Annotated in this window: 21 protein-coding genes and 1 tRNA gene; 14 read left to right on the top strand and 8 right to left on the bottom strand. The window is 66.8% G+C overall.

Going from position 1 to position 17,603, the window contains the following annotated elements; translation table 11 throughout:
• Positions 1-139: 139 nt before the first annotated feature.
• From FHR21_RS07440 to queE, 3 genes are all read left to right on the top strand, one after another.
• Positions 140-502, top strand: a complete 363-nt coding sequence (locus FHR21_RS07440; RefSeq protein ID WP_246427105.1) for a DUF3617 domain-containing protein — start codon at positions 140-142, stop codon at positions 500-502.
• 194 nt (positions 503-696) lie between these two features.
• Positions 697-1,380, top strand: a complete 684-nt coding sequence (gene queC, locus FHR21_RS07435; protein ID WP_184096837.1) for a 7-cyano-7-deazaguanine synthase QueC — start codon at positions 697-699, stop codon at positions 1,378-1,380.
• A gap of 1 nt (position 1,381) precedes the next feature.
• The gene (queE, locus tag FHR21_RS07430; RefSeq protein WP_184096835.1) at positions 1,382-2,014 is read left to right on the top strand and encodes a 7-carboxy-7-deazaguanine synthase; all 633 of its coding nucleotides are present in this window, start codon (positions 1,382-1,384) and stop codon (positions 2,012-2,014) included.
• On the opposite strand, the gene FHR21_RS07425 is transcribed toward queE, so the two are convergent.
• Both FHR21_RS07425 and lipB read right to left on the bottom strand, forming a co-directional pair.
• Positions 2,015-2,350 carry a hypothetical protein gene (locus FHR21_RS07425; protein WP_184096833.1) on the bottom strand — a complete coding sequence of 112 codons (336 nt, stop codon included), beginning with the start codon at positions 2,348-2,350 and terminating at the stop codon, positions 2,015-2,017.
• 9 nt (positions 2,351-2,359) lie between these two features.
• Positions 2,360-3,013, bottom strand: coding sequence for a lipoyl(octanoyl) transferase LipB (gene lipB, locus FHR21_RS07420; protein ID WP_184096831.1), 654 nt, complete (start codon positions 3,011-3,013; stop codon positions 2,360-2,362).
• Positions 3,014-3,138: 125 nt separating this feature from the next.
• Here lipB and FHR21_RS07415 point away from each other — a divergent pair, with 125 nt between their 5' ends.
• Positions 3,139-3,885: a DUF7847 domain-containing protein gene (locus FHR21_RS07415; protein WP_184096829.1), complete on the top strand. Its 747-nt coding sequence runs from the start codon at positions 3,139-3,141 to the stop codon at positions 3,883-3,885.
• 121 nt (positions 3,886-4,006) lie between these two features.
• Positions 4,007-4,888 (top strand): hypothetical protein, encoded by an 882-nt coding sequence (locus tag FHR21_RS07410; protein ID WP_184096827.1) that lies wholly within the window; start codon positions 4,007-4,009, stop codon positions 4,886-4,888.
• Between the two features lie 57 nt (positions 4,889-4,945).
• Here FHR21_RS07410 and hemF read toward each other — a convergent pair whose 3' ends face one another.
• Both hemF and FHR21_RS07400 read right to left on the bottom strand, forming a co-directional pair.
• The gene (gene hemF, locus FHR21_RS07405; protein ID WP_184096825.1) at positions 4,946-5,806 is read right to left on the bottom strand and encodes an oxygen-dependent coproporphyrinogen oxidase; all 861 of its coding nucleotides are present in this window, start codon (positions 5,804-5,806) and stop codon (positions 4,946-4,948) included.
• Entirely contained in the window at positions 5,803-6,261 is a 459-nt protein-coding gene (locus FHR21_RS07400; RefSeq protein ID WP_184096823.1) for a tRNA (cytidine(34)-2'-O)-methyltransferase, read from the bottom strand. Before FHR21_RS07400 ends, hemF begins: the two co-directional genes overlap by 4 nt.
• 222 nt (positions 6,262-6,483) lie before the next feature.
• Here FHR21_RS07400 and petA point away from each other — a divergent pair, with 222 nt between their 5' ends.
• From petA to FHR21_RS07380, 4 genes are read left to right on the top strand one after another with little or no spacing between them, the layout of a single operon-like run.
• On the top strand, positions 6,484-7,041 hold the full coding sequence (petA, locus tag FHR21_RS07395; protein WP_184096821.1) for a ubiquinol-cytochrome c reductase iron-sulfur subunit: 558 nt from the start codon (positions 6,484-6,486) through the stop codon (positions 7,039-7,041).
• A gap of 13 nt (positions 7,042-7,054) precedes the next feature.
• On the top strand, positions 7,055-8,338 hold the full coding sequence (locus FHR21_RS07390) for a cytochrome b (RefSeq protein WP_184096819.1): 1,284 nt from the start codon (positions 7,055-7,057) through the stop codon (positions 8,336-8,338).
• 31 nt (positions 8,339-8,369) lie between these two features.
• Entirely contained in the window at positions 8,370-9,179 is an 810-nt protein-coding gene (locus tag FHR21_RS07385) for a cytochrome c1 (protein WP_184096817.1), read from the top strand.
• A gap of 25 nt (positions 9,180-9,204) precedes the next feature.
• Complete coding sequence (locus FHR21_RS07380; protein ID WP_184096815.1) at positions 9,205-9,759, top strand: adenine phosphoribosyltransferase; 555 nt, start codon at positions 9,205-9,207, stop codon at positions 9,757-9,759.
• 132 nt (positions 9,760-9,891) lie between these two features.
• Here FHR21_RS07380 and FHR21_RS07375 read toward each other — a convergent pair whose 3' ends face one another.
• Positions 9,892-10,710: a DUF1134 domain-containing protein gene (locus FHR21_RS07375; protein ID WP_184096813.1), complete on the bottom strand. Its 819-nt coding sequence runs from the start codon at positions 10,708-10,710 to the stop codon at positions 9,892-9,894.
• A gap of 249 nt (positions 10,711-10,959) precedes the next feature.
• Between FHR21_RS07375 and FHR21_RS07370 the strand changes: the two genes are divergently transcribed.
• The 3 genes from FHR21_RS07370 (at position 10,960) to FHR21_RS07360 (ending at position 13,169) form a co-directional block, all read left to right on the top strand.
• Positions 10,960-11,052: transfer RNA gene (locus tag FHR21_RS07370), tRNA-Ser, on the top strand.
• 146 nt (positions 11,053-11,198) lie between these two features.
• Complete coding sequence (locus tag FHR21_RS07365) at positions 11,199-11,573, top strand: glycine zipper 2TM domain-containing protein (RefSeq protein ID WP_184096811.1); 375 nt, start codon at positions 11,199-11,201, stop codon at positions 11,571-11,573.
• A gap of 75 nt (positions 11,574-11,648) precedes the next feature.
• A complete protein-coding gene (locus FHR21_RS07360; protein ID WP_184096809.1) occupies positions 11,649-13,169 on the top strand; it encodes a tetratricopeptide repeat protein in 1,521 nt (506 codons plus the stop codon).
• 30 nt (positions 13,170-13,199) lie between these two features.
• Here FHR21_RS07360 and FHR21_RS07355 read toward each other — a convergent pair whose 3' ends face one another.
• The 3 genes from FHR21_RS07355 to FHR21_RS07345 all read right to left on the bottom strand — a co-directional run bounded on the left by FHR21_RS07355 (position 13,200) and on the right by FHR21_RS07345 (position 16,254).
• The gene (locus FHR21_RS07355) at positions 13,200-13,916 is read right to left on the bottom strand and encodes a cistern family PEP-CTERM protein (RefSeq protein WP_184096807.1); all 717 of its coding nucleotides are present in this window, start codon (positions 13,914-13,916) and stop codon (positions 13,200-13,202) included.
• Between the two features lie 164 nt (positions 13,917-14,080).
• Positions 14,081-14,938 carry a hypothetical protein gene (locus FHR21_RS07350; RefSeq protein ID WP_184096805.1) on the bottom strand — a complete coding sequence of 286 codons (858 nt, stop codon included), beginning with the start codon at positions 14,936-14,938 and terminating at the stop codon, positions 14,081-14,083.
• Positions 14,939-15,030: 92 nt separating this feature from the next.
• Complete coding sequence (locus FHR21_RS07345) at positions 15,031-16,254, bottom strand: S8 family serine peptidase (protein ID WP_246427104.1); 1,224 nt, start codon at positions 16,252-16,254, stop codon at positions 15,031-15,033.
• 158 nt (positions 16,255-16,412) lie between these two features.
• Between FHR21_RS07345 and FHR21_RS07340 the strand changes: the two genes are divergently transcribed.
• Together FHR21_RS07340 and FHR21_RS07335 are read left to right on the top strand one after the other, a co-directional pair.
• Positions 16,413-16,901: an RNA polymerase sigma factor gene (locus FHR21_RS07340; RefSeq protein ID WP_184096801.1), complete on the top strand. Its 489-nt coding sequence runs from the start codon at positions 16,413-16,415 to the stop codon at positions 16,899-16,901.
• Positions 16,898-17,593 carry an anti-sigma factor family protein gene (locus FHR21_RS07335; RefSeq protein WP_184096799.1) on the top strand — a complete coding sequence of 232 codons (696 nt, stop codon included), beginning with the start codon at positions 16,898-16,900 and terminating at the stop codon, positions 17,591-17,593. The genes FHR21_RS07340 and FHR21_RS07335 overlap by 4 nt, the downstream gene beginning before the upstream one ends.
• Positions 17,594-17,603 lie beyond the last annotated feature (10 nt).

Raw genomic sequence — 17,603 nt, 5'->3', positions numbered from 1 at the left:
GTTGAAATCGGCCGGGGGAATCGCTATCTGCCGCTGCACAGGGTCGCACTCTAATCCCGTGTGGATCGGGGAATGGATGGAAATGGCGATCTTTACTCCTTTGTTTCGATGGGCTTTGACTGGTACGACGCTCGTGCTGATGGCCGCTGTCGCGGCCCCGGCACAGGCGCCGTCGCTTGCGATGCTCGACAGGCTGGAAAAGGGGCGCTGGCAGCTCACCGAGCGCGGAACGCAGAACGCGCTGCACAGCTTGTGCCTGGGCGACGCGCGGCGGATGATCCAGATTCGGCACCCGCGCAGCGGCTGCTCGCGCTTCGTGATCGAGGACAAGCCCAATTCGGTGACGGTCCATTATACCTGTCCGGGTGCCGGGCATGGCCGCACCACGATCCGTTCGGAAACCAACCGGCTGGTCCAGATCGATACCCAGGGCATCGCCGAGGGCAAACCCTTTTCGCAGGCGATCGAGGCGCGCCGGGTCGGAGCGTGCACCGGCGGCTGAGCCCGCCACTCGTCTGTAACGCGCCGTTAACCATCGGTGATTAGGATCGACCTACGGCACACTATTGTGTGTTCTTCTCCCTAAACGGCTTTCATGCCGAACTGGGCCGCGGGGCAATTGTCGCGCGGCCCGTTTCTTTGCCGCATCGCGGCACCCGCCTTGCGCTGACCGCAGCCCCGGCGTATCGGGCGCCGATGCACGATATGCACGGAAAAACGATGATCGTCCTCCTGTCGGGCGGGCTCGACTCGATGGTTTGCGCGGGGCTCGCGCGCGAGGCGGGCGCGCGGATCGTCGCGTTGACGGTCGACTACAACCAGCGCCACCGCGTCGAGCTCGAATCGGCGGCGCGGATCGCCGATTTCGTGGGCGCCGCCGAGCACATCGTCCTGCCGCTCGATCTGCGCCGTTTCGGCGGCTCGGCGCTGACGGCCGATATCGACGTGCCGAAGGACGGGGTAGGCGACGATATTCCGGTCACCTATGTGCCGGCGCGCAACCTGATCTTCCTGTCGCTGACGCTCGGGCTTGCCGAGGCGCGGAGGGCGCAGGATATCGTCATCGGCGTCAACGCGCTCGATTATTCGGGCTATCCCGACTGTCGCCCGGAGTTCATTGCGGGCTTCGAGGCGCTGGCGCGGCTCGCGACGCGCGATGGCGACAAGGGCGTCGATTTCCATATCCACGCCCCGCTCCAGCATATGAGCAAGGCCGATATCGCGACCGAGGCGGCGCGGCTTGGCATGGATGCGGGGATGAGCTGGTCCTGCTACGACCCGACGCCTGAGGGGCTGCATTGCGGCCAGTGCGACAGTTGCCGCCTGCGCCGCAAGGGTTTTGCCGATGCCGGGCTGGCCGACCCGACCCGCTACGCCTGACATGGCCTATGCCGTCAAAGAGATTTTCCTGACCCTGCAGGGGGAGGGCGCGCAGGCGGGGCGGCGCGCAGTCTTCTGCCGCTTTTCGGGCTGCAATCTGTGGAGCGGACGCGAGGCGGATCGGGCCAAGGCGACGTGCCGGTTCTGCGATACCGATTTCGTCGGCACCAACGGCACGCTCGGCGGTAAATATCCGACCGCGGCCGGGCTTGCCGCGGCCGTGGCAGAGGCTTGGGGGATGGGCGATGCGGACCGTTATGTCGTGCTGACCGGCGGCGAGCCGATGCTGCAGGTCGACGCGGCACTGATCGACGCGCTGCACGCCGAGGGCTTCACGATTGCGATCGAGACCAACGGCACTTTTCCGGTGCCGCGCAGCATCGACTGGATCTGCGTCAGCCCCAAGGCCGGCAGCACCCTCGTCCAGACGCACGGCGATGAGTTGAAACTCGTCTGGCCCCAGCCGGGGAGCGACGTCGAACGCCTCGCGCAGCTCGATTTCGCGCATCGGCTGATCCAGCCGCTCGACGATGCGAACGCGGCCGCCAATGTCCGCGCCTGTATCGACCTGGTGATGGCGGACCCGCGCTGGCGCCTGTCATTGCAGACGCACAAGGCGCTGGGGTTGCGCTAGCTATTCGCTCTTTGCCGGTGCGGGCGTCGGGGGCAGGGTCTTGCGCGCGGCCGGAGCCGGGACCGCGTCGGGATCGGCCGCTTCTTCGGTCGTGTCGGCTGCTTCGTCGCCGGCTGCCTCATCTTCCTTTTTCGGCGTCTTGGCGTCATCCGGGACGCGGTTGTCGACCGCCGTGCCGTCGATATCGGTGTCGTCGAGGGTAATCATCGAATCGCTGATCGTTCCCGGCTGCACCTCGACCGCATCGAGCTTGGTCGTGGTCTTGGTGCCCGAATCGCTGCCGCCACAGGCCGTAAGCGAGAGGAAGAGAGCGGAGGCAAGGAGAAGGCGGGTCATGCCGATGTCCTAGTCGCTCGATGAAAGCTTGTCGAGAAAGGCGGGAAAGCTGGCGCGAAGCGCGGCGTCGACGTCCTCGAATCCCGCGTCGATGCCGAGCGCGGCGAGGCTGGTGACCGGATATTCGGCGATCCCGCACGGCACGATGCCCCCGAAATGCGCGAGGTCGGGCGCGACGTTGAGCGAAAAGCCGTGCAGCGTCACCCAGCGGCGCACGCGGACCCCGATCGCGCCGATCTTGGCCTCGCGGCCCTGCGCGTCGTCGGTCCAGATGCCGATCCGGCCCTCGGCACGGCGCGCGGGAACGCCCAGCGCGGCAAGCGCGTCGATGACCCAGCCTTCGAGCGCATGGACATAGGCGCGCACGTCGCGCCCGCGCCGTGTCAGGTCGAGCTGGACATAGCCGACGCGTTGGCCGGGGCCATGATAGGTATAGCGCCCGCCGCGCCCGGCGTCATAGACGGGAAAGCGCGCCTCGAGCAGCTCGGCGGGATCGGCGCTGGTGCCGGCGGTATACAGCGGCGGGTGCTCGAGCAGCCAGATGCGTTCGTTCGCTTCGCCGGCATGAATCGCCGCCGCGCGCTGCTCCATGTCGGCCAGCGCCGGGGGATAGTCGGTAAGGTCCGGCGAAACGCGCCATTCCGGTGACGGCAGATGGGTCATTGCGTGCCTCCTGCCCGCGCCGGCCGGCGAGCGCAAGGGGGTGGTCCAAATCGTTAACAAGGCTGGACAAGCAGGAAGCTGGACGCCAGTCTCCCCCGCAACGGGAAAACAGAGACGGAGCATAAATGCCGAAATTCGACATGAGCGCAGCCTGGGACGACAGTCTGGTCCTGCTGCGCTCCTATAGCGGCCTGACGTGGGCCATCGCCGCCGTTTTCCTTTTCCTGCCGACATTGGCGGTGAGCTGGTTCGGGCCGACACCGATCGAACCGCCCGCCGGTGCGACGTTCGACCAGATCATGCTCGCGACGCGTGAGAATCTGGAGCACGCGATCCCCTATCAAATCCTGGTCGGCCTGATCTCCGCCATCGGCGGCGTCGGCATTCTGCGTCTCTGGCTGTCGCGGAGCGGCGTCAGCGTCGGCGAAGCGCTGACCTTCGCGCTCATGATGGCGCCGACGATGATCGCGATCCAGATCATGCTGGGACTGATGATCGCGGCTGGCGCCTTGCTTCTGATCCTTCCTGCCTTTTATCTGTGGGGCCGGTTCGCGGTGGTCGCGCCGGTGGTCGCGGATCGCTCCGAACGCAATCCGATCACGGCGTTTCGGCAGGGCTGGGCGCTGACGAAGGACAATGGCTGGCGGATTTTCCTCTTCCTGTTCCTCGTCGCGCTGGTGACGATGATCGTCGCGATGATCTTCGGCGGCATCATCATGGCCATTTCCGGGACGAACGAGGGGGTCGGGCATATCGTGAGCGGCCTTGTCGAAGGCGGCATCGCCGCGGTCGCCGGCATGGTAACGCTGGCCGTCACGGCGGCGACCTATCGCCAGCTCGCGATGCGCAATGCGGGCGATGTCTTCGGCTGAACGGGTACCTTTCCGTAACGGAAGGAAAAGGTCGCGGATGCACGCTGGTTGCTGTAGACCATAAGCGGGGTCGTATTTCACACGAAAGGAAGAACGAGGCTCAACAAGCAGGGGAAACAACATGATCAAGATGAGTATCGGGGCAGCCTTTTCGGAAACCTTCGCGTTTCTGAAGGCCAATTGGACCAAGATGCTGATGTGGATGGGCGGTACGATCGTCGTGCTCGGCATCCTCGGCTATCTTATGCTCGGCTCGACCTTCGCCGCCATGGCGATGGCGACGACCACCAACGACCCGTCCGTGATGCTGGGGGCTTTCAGCCGAATCTTCCTGTTCGCGATTCTGGCGGCCGTCATTCTCTATGCCGTGGGAATGCTGATCTGGCGCGGGGGGCTGCATCCGGACGAGGCACCCAACTTCGGCTGGGCCTTTCAGGCCGGTCCGGCCTTCGCGCTCGGCATGTTCGTGGTGATGGCCATCGCCTATATCGTGATGATGATCATTTCCTTCGTCCTGATGCTTATCTTCGGGGCGGTGCTCGGCGGGGCGGGGGCGTTCTCGCCCGGCGCGTTCCAGTCGGGGGCGCTCAGCGGCGGCGCGATGGCGGTCGCATTCGTCTATTATGTGGCGGTGCTGGTCTTCTTCCTGTGGCTGCAGGGGCGGCTGTCGGTCGCCGGGCCGGTGATGGCGCAGAAGCTGACGCGCAATCCGGTCACCGGCATCACCGAATCCTGGAAGCTGACGGGGGCTTCGCAGTGGGCGATCGTGGGTTTCTATATCCTCTTCACCATCCTGATGGTCGTCTATGCTTTCATCGCCGGCCTGATCTTCGGCGGAATTACGGGGGCGCTGGCAGGCGGCTCCGCAGTCGGCGCGATGGTGGCGATGATCGTCCTGGGGTTGATCGTCTATCTGCCGATCCTGATGCTGTCGCTGTCGATGCCCGTCGGCATCTATCGGGCGATTTCGTCGGGCACGACTTCGGGTGAGATTTTCGCCTGACGGGTTCCGACGCGGAAACGGAAGAGGCGCTCCGGCGGCGGGGCGCCTCTTTGCCGGTCAGCTCCATTTGGCGAGCGGCGGCAGGCTCATCAGGATCGCGTCGATATTGCCGCCGGTCTTGAGCCCGAACAGGGTTCCGCGGTCGTAGACGAGGTTGAACTCGGCATAGCGGCCGCGCCAGACGAGTTGCGCCTCGCGCTCGGCGTCGGTGAAGGGCGTCGCCATCCGCCGCCGCACGATCTGCGGAAATATGTCGAGGAACGCTTCGCCCACCGCGCGGGTGAATTCGAACTGGCGGTCGAACTCGGCATCGTCGCGGCATTCGAGATGGTCGTAGAAGATACCGCCCACCCCGCGGTGGACGCCGCGGTGCGGGATATAGAAATAATCGTCGGCCCATTTGGCGTAGCGTTCGTAGACGTCGGGGCCGAAGGGCGCGCAGGCGGCGCGCAGCCGGGCGTGGAAATCGTCGGTGTCCTGCGCATAGGGAATCGGCGGATTGAGGTCGGCACCGCCCCCGAACCAGCGCTTCGTCGTGACGAGGAAGCGCGTGTTCATATGCACCGCCGGGACATGCGGGTTCGCCATATGCGCGACGAGGCTGATGCCGGTCGCGAAGAAGCGCGGATCCTCGCCCGCGCCGTGGATCGATTGCGCGAAATCGGGCGCGAACTGGCCGCCGACGGTCGAGACGTTGACGCCGACCTTTTCGAACACCTGCCCGGTCATCACGCCGCGTACCCCGCCGCCGCCTTCGCCGGGCTCGATTCCGTCGGCCTCGCGGTCCCAGGGCGTATAGGCGAAGGCGGCATCGCTGCCCGCCTCGCGCTCAATCGCCTCAAATTCGGCGCAGATGCGGTCGCGCAGCGACTCGAACCAGTCGCGCGTCGCCTGTTGCTGGGAATCGAGCGAGATCATGCCGCAAAGCCTTTCGTCTGTCTGAGCGCCTCGGCGAGCGCGATGCCAGCAGCCACCGCGACATTCAAGGAACGAAAGCTCGGCTGCATCGGAATCGCGACCCGCGCCGCGGCCGCCGCGTGGACATGCGGCGGAACGCCGGCGCTCTCTGACCCGAACAACAGCAGATCGCCTTGATCGAAGTCAAAATCGGGCAGCGGCGTCGCGCCCCCGGTGGTAAGCAGCACGAGACGCTTCGCCGCCGCGGTGCGCCAGTCTTCGAAGGCTGCCCAGTCGGCATGGCGGCGGACATTCGCACGCACGGCATAATCCATCCCCGCGCGCTTCAGCGCCGCGTCGGAAAAGGGGAAGCCGCAGGGCTCGACGATATGCGCGGGCGCGCCGAAACAGGCGGCGGTGCGCAGCATCGTGCCGACGTTCCCGGCGATATCGGGCTGGAAGAGGGCGATGTCCATCCGGTCGCCATAGCGCGCGCCGGTGCGGGAATCGAGGTCGATGCCCGCGGTGTCATGCCCGACGCGGCAAAGGGAAATTGCCTGTTGGCAAGGCCGGGATGTGCGGCTATCAGGCCGGCAATTCCCGGAGGGGCCGCCGGGCTGCGCCGCGTCCAGCATGCGCAAACAGGGCACCCTGCATACCGTGCGAATTTGTCAGTTCAGCCATGCAAGGGCAATCGAATGGCCAGTGAAACCAGTCTCAACGCCGACATCGAAGATGGCGTGCGGCGCCGGGATTTCATCAATATCGCCGCCGTCAGCTTCGCCGGGGTCGGTGCCGCCACGGTGGTGCTTCCGCTGGTCAACCAGATGAATCCGTCGGCCGACGTGCTCGCGCTGTCGTCGACCGAGATCGACATTTCGGCGATCCAGCCCGGCCAGGCGATCAAGACGAGCTGGCGCAAGCAGCCCGTGTTCGTCCGCAACCTCGTTCCGGCCGAGATCGAGGCGGCGAAGAAGGTGCCGCTCAGCGATCTGCGCGATCCGCAGACGATCGATGAGCGGACCAAGCCCGGCAAGGAAAACTGGCTGATCACGCTCGGCGTCTGCACCCACCTGGGCTGCGTCCCGCTCGGCGCGGCCGAGGGCGAGCCGCGCGGCGATTTCGGGGGCTATTTCTGCCCGTGTCACGGCTCGCACTACGATACCGCGGCGCGCATCCGCAAAGGCCCGGCGCCCAAGAATCTGGAGGTGCCGCCCTATGACTTCACCAGCGACACCGTCGTGACGATCGGCTGAGGAGCGAGATAAGATGAGCTTTCCCTGGGCCAAGAGCTACGAACCCCAGCATCCGCTGATGAAGTGGATGGACGAGAAACTGCCGATTCCGCGGCTTATCTACAACGCCACCGGTCCGGGCTATCCGGTTCCGCGCAACCTCAACTATTTCTGGAACTTCGGCGTCCTTGCTGGCGCCGCGCTGGTCATCCAGATCGTCACCGGCATCGTGCTGGCGATGCACTATGCCGCCAATGCGGGCGTCGCCTTCGACTCGGTCGAGCATATCATGCGCGACGTCAACGCCGGCTGGTTCATCCGCTATGCGCACATGAACGGCGCGAGCATGTTCTTCATCGTCGTCTATCTCCACATCTTCCGCGGCCTTTACTATGGATCGTACAAGGCGCCGCGCGAAATGGTGTGGCTGCTCGGCGTCGTGATCTTCCTGCTGATGATGGCGACCGCCTTCATGGGCTATGTGCTTCCCTGGGGGCAGATGAGCTTCTGGGGGGCGCAGGTCATCACCGGCTTCTTCTCGGCCATTCCTGCGGTCGGCGAGCCGATCCGCGTCTGGCTGCTCGGCGGCTTCGCGCCCGACAACGCCGCGCTCAACCGCTTCTTCTCGCTGCACTATCTGCTGCCCTTCGTGATTGCGGGCGTCGTGATCCTGCACATCTGGGCGCTGCACATTCCGGGGTCGAACAACCCGACCGGCATCGATGTGAAGGACGAGCAGGACACGGTCCCGTTCCATCCCTATTACACCGCGAAGGACGGCTTCGGGCTCGGCATTTTCCTGCTCGTGTTCGTCGCGCTGACCTTCTTCAGCCCGAACATGCTCGGCCACGCCGACAACTATATTCCGGCGAACCCGCTTTCGACGCCGGCGCATATCGTTCCCGAATGGTATTTCTGGCCCTTCTACGCGATCCTGCGCGCCTTCACCTTCAACTTCCTGTGGATCGACGCGAAGCTGTGGGGCGTCATCGCGATGTTCGCCTCGATCGCGCTGCTGTTCTTCCTGCCGTGGCTCGACAGCTCGCCGGTGAAGTCGTCGCGCTATCGTCCGCTCAATCGCATCTTCTTCTGGGTGCTGGTGGCTGACGTGCTGCTGCTCGGCGTCTGTGGCAAGATGCCGGCCGAACAGCCGTGGGTGATCCTGAGCCAAATCGGCGCAGCCTATTATTTCGCGCATTTCCTGGTCATCCTGCCGATCATCTCGCGGATCGAGCGGCCGCTGCCGATGCCGAACTCGATCACGGAAGCGGTTCTCGCAAAGCATGCCGACAAATCGTCGGCCTCGGCAACGGCCTGAGCGCCGGACTTTTATAGGAGCTGATACAGCCATGGTTCGTCCGCTCGGATTTCTCGTCGGCCTGGGTTTCATCGTCGCGCTGCTGTGCGCGATCGTTACGACGCCCCTGTCGAATGAGCCGCAAGCCGCTCACGCGTTCCACAAGGAGGCGCGCCACCTCCCGCTGTCGAGTGACGGCCTGTTTCCGCACTGGGACAAGGCCAAGCTGCAGCGCGGCCTTCAGGTGTACAAGGAAGTCTGCTCGGCCTGCCACAGCCTCGATCATGTCGCGCTGCGCGATGTTGCCGAACTCGGCTACACCGAGGGGCAGGTGAAAACCTTCGCCAAGGGCTTCCAGGTGCCGTCGATCAACCCCGACACGGGCGAGCCGGCGACGCGCGATGGCTTGCCGTCGGATCATTTCCCGGCGCCCTATGCGAACGAGGTCGCGGCGCGCGCGGCGAACAACAATGCGCTGCCGCCGGACCTGTCGCTGATCACCAAGGCGCGCGAAGACGGCAAGGATTATGTCTATTCGCTGCTGACCGGTTTCCAGAACCCGCCAGCGAATCTGCCGAAGGAATTGCAGCCGGCGACGGGGCTCCACTACAACCCCTATTTCGCGAACCTCAACCTCGCGATGGCGCCGCCGCTGACCGACGGCCAGGTTACGTTCGCCGACGGGTCGCCGAACGATGTGAAGGCGATGGCGAGCGACGTCACGGCTTTCCTTGTGTGGACCGCGGAGCCCAAGCTGGTGCAGCGGATGCGGGTGGGCTGGGCCGCCTTCCTGTTCCTGAGCATCTTCAGCATTCTCGCCTATCTGTCGTACCGGAACATCTGGGCCGACAAGGAGCATTGATCGGACGGAGGGGAAGGGCGGCGCCATGATCGCGCTTCCTCCCCGTCCCGACCTCGATCTGGCGGCGCTCGTCCGCACGATTCCCGACTTTCCGAAGCCGGGTATCCAGTTTCGTGACATTACCACCCTGATCGCCGACGCGGCCGGTTTCGCCGAGAGCGTCCGGCGGATGAGCGCGCGCGCCGCCGTCTATCGCCCCGATCTGATCGTCGCGGTGGAGGCCCGCGGCTTTCTGTTCGGCGCCGCGATGGCGACCGCCATGGGGCTGGGCCTCGTTCCGGTGCGCAAGGCAGGCAAGCTTCCCGGCGTGACGATCGGGGTCGATTACGAACTGGAATATGGCGTCGACCGGCTTGAGCTGCATGAAGGCGCGGTCGTGGTGGGGCACCGCGTCGTACTGATCGACGACCTGCTCGCGACCGGCGGCACGATCCTCGCCACCGCGCGGCTGATGAAGCAGGTGGGGGCAGAGGTTGCCGCTGCGCTTTTCGTCATCGACCTGCCCGACCTCGGTGGCTCGCAGCGACTGGCCGACGCCGGGATCGCCTGCGAAACGCTGATCGCCTTTGACGGGGATTAGGGACGCAGGACGGCATTTCGGGTCGGAAATCGCCGTCGCTTCCACCGGAACTCTGCTGCCACGATCATCGCGATCGTCAAAGAAAAAGCCCGCAGCGAAGCGCGGGCGGTCGCCCCCTTGGCAAGCCGGGGATCAGAAAGGCAGCCAGCGCTGCTTCTTGCTGAACTTCATATAGCCGACATTGGCGCCGAGCCGCGCGCCGACGCCGACGCGGATCGGGATGAGGACCACATCGCCGCTCCGCATATAGGAGGCGTTGAAACCGCCCACCAGATAGGCGGCGCCTTCGCCGGCGGGGAAGCGCTTGTAGAGGTCCTCGGTGTCGAAGAGGTTATAGACGAGAACGAAGGTGTTGCCCGCATTGGCGCCCGCGTCGAAACCGATCGACGGTCCCGTCCAATAGACCGGGCGTTCGCCCTCGACCTTGTGATAGAGCGTGCCCGAGCCATAGCGCAGGCCGACCACGAGCGCGCCGCCTGCCTCGCGCCCGACGATATAGGCATTGGGCTCGCCCTGCTTCTTGAGGATATCCTCGATCAGGCCCGCAAGACCCTGCGCGCCCTTGCCGAACACGCCCTCCGCGGCGCCGATGAGATCGTCCTCCTTGTAGGTGGTGCTGGGGTCGACGCTGGTCGCGGCGGTTCCGGGATCGGTCGGGGTCGTACCCGCAGCGGAATCCTGGGGAACGCCCGTGACCTGTTCGTTGCCGGTCGCGAGGTCGCCGTCGAGCGAAGGATCAGGGGTGGGGGCGCCGTAATCCGTGCCGTAATCGGGCGTTTCATTCGTCGCGGGGGGCGGAGGGGTCTGGTTCGGATTGTCGAGGTCGGAATCGATCGCCGTATTGGGGTCGACCTCCGTCATCTGCGCCGCGGCGGGGAGCGGCGACAGGATCAGGCCGGCGGTCGCGATCGCCATCGCCATCGCGGCAAATCTGGTTAAACTGGAACGCATAATCTTCCCCACTCTCTTCGCTGGCGACCCACGATAAACGCGCGACCCGCTTTCGACCATGACTCTCTCTTTGAATCGCGGGCAATGAACCGGCGATGACCCGAGTCGATTTTACGCCGGGTCGAATCGCTTTTGGCGTAGCTGATCTGGAACGGCAGCGAAAAAGGGCAATATTGGGCGTTGCGGCGCGTCGCGGTGCTGGCTATAGCGCCCGCCGAGGCCAAACTGCCGTTAGCGCGGCAGCCATGCGGAGACGTGGGTGAGTGGCTGAAACCAACGGTTTGCTAAACCGTCGTACTGGTAAATCCGGTACCGAGGGTTCGAATCCCTCCGTCTCCGCCACCTATCTTTTGCCAGTCAGCAACGTCCAGCCCTGTCAATTCGTGTCTTGGAATCCAGCTTCGAAACAACCGCTTCGCTGCTTGGCCGTTCATCGCGGGTTCGGGCGGCGGGGGCTATTCGATGCGGAGCAGAGAAAGGAAAGTGCCGTGAAGAAATTTCTCGCCGCCGCGGTTCTTGCCGCCGTCGCCATGCCTTCCGCTTCGGCCTGGGCCGACCCGCCGCCCTGGGCTCCGGCGCACGGCAAGCGCGCCAAGGATCGCGCGCTCTATGACAGCTATGGACGCTATTATGAGCCGCGGCGCCTGTCGCGCGACGATCGCGTCTGGCGCGGCGACGACGGCCGTTATCACTGCCGCCGCGACAATGGGACGACCGGGCTCATCATCGGCGCGGCCGCGGGTGCGCTTCTCGGCCGCGAACTCGACGGCGGGCGCGACCGGACCGTCGGGACGATTATCGGCGCCGCGGGCGGAGGCCTGCTCGGGCGCGCGATCGATCGCGGCGAATTGAAGTGCCGCTGAGCATGGCTGCTTAACGCACCGGTGACCATTGGCCTCTAGACTCCCTCGCAAAGGTTCCGAGGGAGGTTCGACCGGATGCGCCCATTACTGATTTTGCCCGCGCTCGCGCTCCTCGCTGCCTGCCAGCCGGGGCGCGACGCGAGCCTCGATGAGGCGCAGCGCCTTTATGCCGGAGGGCAATGGGCCGATGCGCGAATCGAACTCATGAATCTTCTGAAGGCAGAGCCCGCCAACGCGGGCGCGTTGACGCTCATGGCGCGGATTCAGATCGCGAGCGGCGACGGCGTCGGGGCGGCGGCGACCCTGGCGCGCCTCGGCGACGGGGCCGCATCGGCCGAACTGACGGACATGCGCGCGGAAGCCGACATGCTTCGCGGCCAGTGCGGCGATCTTCTGGCGGCCGCGCCGGGCAAGACGCCTTTGTCCGCCACGCTGCGGCGCGTGCGTGCCTTGTGCGCGATCGACGGCGGCGACACGGGGGCTGCGGAGAAGGAGGTCGCTGCCGGCCTGACCGATCATCCCGGCGATGCCGGGCTCCAGCCGGTGGCGGCGCGCCTCGCGATCGTGCGCGGCGACCTGCCCGAAGCCGAGCGGCTGATCGCGACCGCGCGCAAGGCGGGAGGCGACGGGTTCGAGATCGAGATGGTCGCGGGCGCGCTCGATCAGCGCCGTGCCAATGTCAGCGGCGCGCTGGCGCATTATGCGGCGGCCGAAAAGCGGAATCCGCTGAACAGCGGCCCGCTTGCCGCGCAGGCCGAACTGCTCGCGGCGATCGAGGATGCGAAGGGCTTGAGCGCGGTCGTCGAGCGGCTGCACCGGATGGCGCCGCAATCGCCGGCGACCGCGATCGCCGAATCGCGGCTGGCGCTGCTGCGCGGCGATCCGCGAGCGGCGCAGGAAAAATTGCTGGCCGCCCGCCAGCTCGCCGGCGACCGCCCGGCGATTCAGCTATTGGCGGGGCGGGTCGCGATGGCGCTGGGCAATCACGACATCGCGATCGCCGAACTGTCGCGCTATCTGGGTGGCGGGGTGCGGGACGAGGATGCCGCGCTGATGCTGGCGTCCGCCTTTGCGGCGACGGACGATCCCGGGCGCGCGGTGGCGACGCTCGAACCCCTGGCTGCCCGTCCCGATCCGTCGCGCGCGGTCCTCGCGGCGCTCGCCCGCCATGCGAAGGCGGCGGGACAGGCCAAGGCCGCGGCCGGCTATGCGGCGCGGGCCGCGAAGCCATCGCCCGCCCGGACGGCCAATTTGCTCGTTCGGGCCGATCGGGCGTTGGCGGTGAAGAACTGGAAAGGGGCGATCCTGGCATATGAGGCGCTGATCGAGCGCGAGGGCGTCCGGCCCGACGCGTTGATTCTCAACAATCTGGGCTGGGCGCATTTTCAGGACGGGCAGGCGGACCAGGCGATCACGCTGCTGAAAGATGCGCTGAAGCAGGCACCCGACAATGCTTCGATTCTCGACAGTCTGGGCTGGGTGCTCTGGTCGTCCGGGACGGATCGCGCGGTCGGACGCGACTATCTGGCCAAGGCGCATCGCCTGGCGCCGGGCAGCGCCGCGATAAAGTCGCATTGGGAAGCGACGAACCGCTGATCCGAAGATCAGCGGCCGCGCAGATCCGGATCAGGCGATCGCGAGTTGCGGCGCAGGCGCCGACTTGCGCCGCCGGCGGAACATCAAGGCGCCGACGCCCAGCGCGAACAGGCCGAACATGCCGGGTTCGGGAACCGGCGTGCCGCCCGAACTGCCGCCCGAGGACGAACTGATCGTGCCGCTGCCGACCGCCGAGGTTGTCGAGCCGGCGCCGCTGATCGACTGATAGCGCGTGAAGAAATCGCTGAGCGTCAGCGAAGTCACGGGCGACGAGAAGGAGAGCGTCAGCGACCCAGAGCCCGAATCGCCCAGGCTGACGCCGCCGCCGCCACCGCCAGCGCAGCTGTTGGTGCCGCCGCCGCCCTTGAAGCAGACATCGACCGTGCCGACGTTGGGTACGTTGGAATCGAGTGCAGTCACCGTATAGGTTCCGGTGCTCGATGCGCCGCTGATGGTCGGGTCGGTGTTGAAGCCGAAGCCCGAAACGCGCGAACCCGTGATCGGAGTGTCCGAGGTGTTCGCCACCGCGTAGCTGAGCGTATAGCTGTTGTCCGTCGTGCCGGTCAGGGTGAAGACGATCTGCGACGCGAGCCCGTCGATCGTTCCGCTGCCGGTATAGCCGTCGTAATCGACCGTGAAGCTGTTGCCGACGTCGCCGCTGTCAAGCTTGATGACATCGGCATGCGCAATAGCAGGAAGCGCGGCGAGCGCGGCGGCGGCGAAGACGGGCAAGATACGGCTTTTCATCGGAAACCCCCTGATTGGTTATTGCGGCGTAAAGAAGCCGGAGCGCCAAGCCAATGGAGGAATGGGACGAAGCCTGTACCAAGAAGGGATTCGGGAGATTTATCCAAGGAAAATGCGCCGGCCCAAGCGCCGGCGCATCCTTCCTTCATTTCCGATCCTGTCGTTCAGCGGCGCCCGGCGCGAGCATCCTGCTGTTCGGCGGTGTCCTTGAGCTGGCCCTTGGTCATGCCGGTGACGAGGACGTCGCCCGAGCCGGTGAAGCTGGCGGCGGGAAGGGTGGCGACGCGGTTGCCGACCTCGACCGTCACGGTTTCGACGACGCCGCGTCCCGTCTGCCGCAGTTCCTGGACATGGCCGATCACCTTGCCACGCGCGTCGGTGACCGCCATGCCCGGTTCGATCGCGAACATGCCCGCGCCGTCTGCCGCGCCGGTTCCTGCGGCGGCAAGCTGACCGAGACTGCCCTGGAAGCTGCCCGCGGCCGAGCCGGTCGCGTCGGCGCTGCCCGAGACGTTCGACAGCGCCTGACCTGCAGAGCCGCGGGCAGTCCCGACCGTGCCGCGAGCGGCGCCGGCGGCGGATGAGGCGGCGCCCCGGACGCTGCCGACGGCGCCGCGCGCAGTCTGGCCGACGAAATCGGTGCCGACGGCCTGCGCGTCGAGGCTGCCGCTGCCCGAAGCATCGCCCGATCCGCTCGCGCTGCCGCCTATGGTTTGGCCCAGTAGATCGCCCTGGCCGTCCGCCGAGCCGCGGCCATGGGCGTTGGCGCTGCCCTTGCCCTGTACACGGCCCGAACGGCGGTCGATATGGGCGTCGCCGCGGCCCGATCCGGTCAGGTCGCCTGTGGTGCCCAGCGTGCTGCCGATGGGGCCGGTAGGGTTGCCGAGCGTGCCGCCCAACGTGCCGCCGAGACCGCCGCCCAGACCCCCGCTGCCGCCGAGAAGCTGCGCCGAGGCGGGGGCTGAGAATGCCAGCGTCGCCGCGGCGAGCGCGGTGGCCGAGAGGAAGATACGATGCGTCATTGTCCTTCTCCTGAAACGCGGTCCGGAGGGGGCGGACCTGGGGAGAGAACGATGGTGGTTTCGCTTTTCTTCCAAAAAAAGCGCGAGGGGAGTCAGCGCCCGCCGCAGTCGCCGCAAATCAGGCCGTGGCCATAGATTTTGTCGCGGCCCCTCTGGCCCAGGTCGCGCGCCTCGAGAACGAGCGCAGCAATGGCAGGGCCGATACGCGCCACCGCGGGCGCGGGATAGCGAAGCGCCAGCCGGCCGGCGACGAGCGGCGCCGCGAAGGAGGTGCCGCGCAGCCGGTCCCTGCTGTCCGTGCCGGTTGCCGCGAGCACATCATCGCCGGGCGCGGCGAAATCGACATGGAGCGCACGGCCCGCTTCGGGCAGCAGGCGGTCCTTCGCGTCGACGCCCGTCACTGCGAGTACGCCGCGATAGGATGCGGGATAGGCGGGCGGCGCGGCCGGCCCGTCGTTTCCGACCGCCGCGACGATCAACATGCCGCGCTGCTGCGCCCGCGTGACGGCCGCTGCCAGCAACTTGTTGTCGGGGCCGACGAGGCTGATCGTCGCGACCGCGACCCCGCGCTGGGCCAGCCAGCCGAGCGCGCGCGCGATCGCGCTGGCGCTGCCGCCCGCGGGATCGGTTCCATAGACGTCGGCGGCGAGCAGCCGCTGTCCCGGCGCGGCGCCGCGCACCGCGCCGCTCCCGACGAGGAGCGAGGCGACCGCCGTGCCGTGGCGGCTGGGCGTCGGCGCGCCCTGTGCAAATCCGCGCTGTTCGATGCGGCCCGCAATCGACGGGTGCGCCGCGACGCCGGCGTCGATCAGCCCCAGGGTTGTGGTGCCGCCGCCGCTGCTTGCCGCTGCCAGCGTCGCGTGTGAAAGCGCACCGCCTGCTGCGCCGCTCGCGGCATAGATATTATCGACGTCGACCTCTGCCTCAGGGAGCAGTTTCGCGAGCTGCTTGCGGGCGCGTCCGAGGCTGCGTCCCTCGGGAATGCGAAAGCGCGCGATGTCGAGGCCCAGCCCTTCGATGCGGTCGCGGTCGAGCAGCGCGAAGCCTGCGTCCGCGGCGCGCGCGATCATCGTCGAGTCGATCCCGCTCGCGACGAGGACCCCGCGCACGGCGGGCTCGCCTTGTTCGTCGCGTTCGATGTATTCGTGGCGGTCGTGGAGCAGCGCGGCGATGCGGTCGAGACGGCCCTGCGCCAGGCGGTCGACGACCGATATCAGGGGCTCGGCGCGGAGGTCGGGGAGCGGCGGCAGCGTGCGGGTTGCGTCGGGAAGCTGGATCGGCGGCAAGGCGATCTGCGCCGCGGCGGGCGGTCCCATCCCGGCAGGCAGGAGGCAGAGGAGGGCTGAGAGCAGGGGCGTCCAATATGTCATCGCATGGCTCGCACGGGTCTTTTTTCCGGAAAAATTTAGCAGGATGCGGAAGAAACGATAATAGGCTGTCGTTTCTTCCTTCGAACAGGCCGAAAAGGAGGGCGATGCGCTTCGAAGAGCAACTGGTCGAACTACTGCCCCGCCTGCGCCGCTTCGCGCGCGGGCTGGCAGGAAGCGCCGGCGATGCCGACGACCTGTGCCAGGCGGCGATCGAACGCGCCCTGAAATCACGCGATCAATGGCAGAATGGGACAAGACTGGATAGCTGGATGTACCGCATCACGCGCAACCTCTGGATTGATGAGCGCCGCGCCGCGGGCCGGCGCGGCGTTCACACCCCGATCGACGATGCGATCACGCAGATCGCGGGCGACGGCGCCGCCGAGGTCGAGGCCGGCGCACTGCGCGGCGACGTGGACGGCGCGATGGCGCGCCTGCCCGACGAGCAGCGCGAGGTGGTGATGCTCGTGCTTGTCGAAGGCTATGCCTATCGCGAGGCCGCCGCGATATTGGAGGTGCCGATCGGCACCGTCACCTCGCGCCTCGCGCGCGGGCGCGAGACGCTGATGCATTTGCTGGGAGAGGCGGCATGACATTCGACCCCGCCACCGTCGCGGCCTTCGTCGATGGCGAGCTCGACGATCTGACCGCCCGCCGGATCGCGCGCGAGGCCGAAAGCGATCCTGCGCTGGCGGCCGAGATCGCGCGCCACCGCGCACTGAAGGCACGGCTGACGACGCATTTCGCTCCCATTGCCGAGGAAGAGCCCCCCCAAAGACTGCGGGCGCTGCTGGTCGACGATCAGGTCGATACCAGCCTGGCCGATCGCCGCGAGGCGAGGCGCGCACGCTTCGCGCCGATCCATTGGGGCGCGATCGCGGCGTCGCTGGTGCTGGGGCTGACGATCGGCCTTCGTCCGTGGATGCCCGCCGCCGGGGTCGTCGATGCGAACGGCGCACTCGTCGCGTCGGGGACGCTGGCCGAGGCCCTCGATACACAGCTTGCCTCGAATCAGCCCGCCGATGCTGCGGTGCGCATTGGCCTCAGCTTTCGCGACGAGACAGGTCGTTATTGCCGTAGCTTCGAAGGCGACGGCCTTGCCGGCATCGGATGTCGCGAGGGAAGCCGCTGGACGCTCGAACGAACGCTGCGCGGCGAGACGCGCCCAGCCTATCGCCAGGCCGCGTCGGGCGATCTGGCCGCCGATGCGGCTGCAATGATGGCGGGTGCCCCGCTCGATGCCGCCGCCGAGCGCGTCGCGCGCGACAAGGGTTGGGCCGATTGAGAGCGGTCGA

This window comes from Sphingopyxis panaciterrulae, from assembly GCF_014199295.1.
Taxonomy (GTDB): Bacteria; Pseudomonadota; Alphaproteobacteria; order Sphingomonadales; family Sphingomonadaceae; genus Sphingopyxis; species Sphingopyxis panaciterrulae.
The sequence above is the reverse complement of the archived record's forward strand: the minus strand, read 5'-3'. Positions and strand labels throughout refer to the sequence as shown.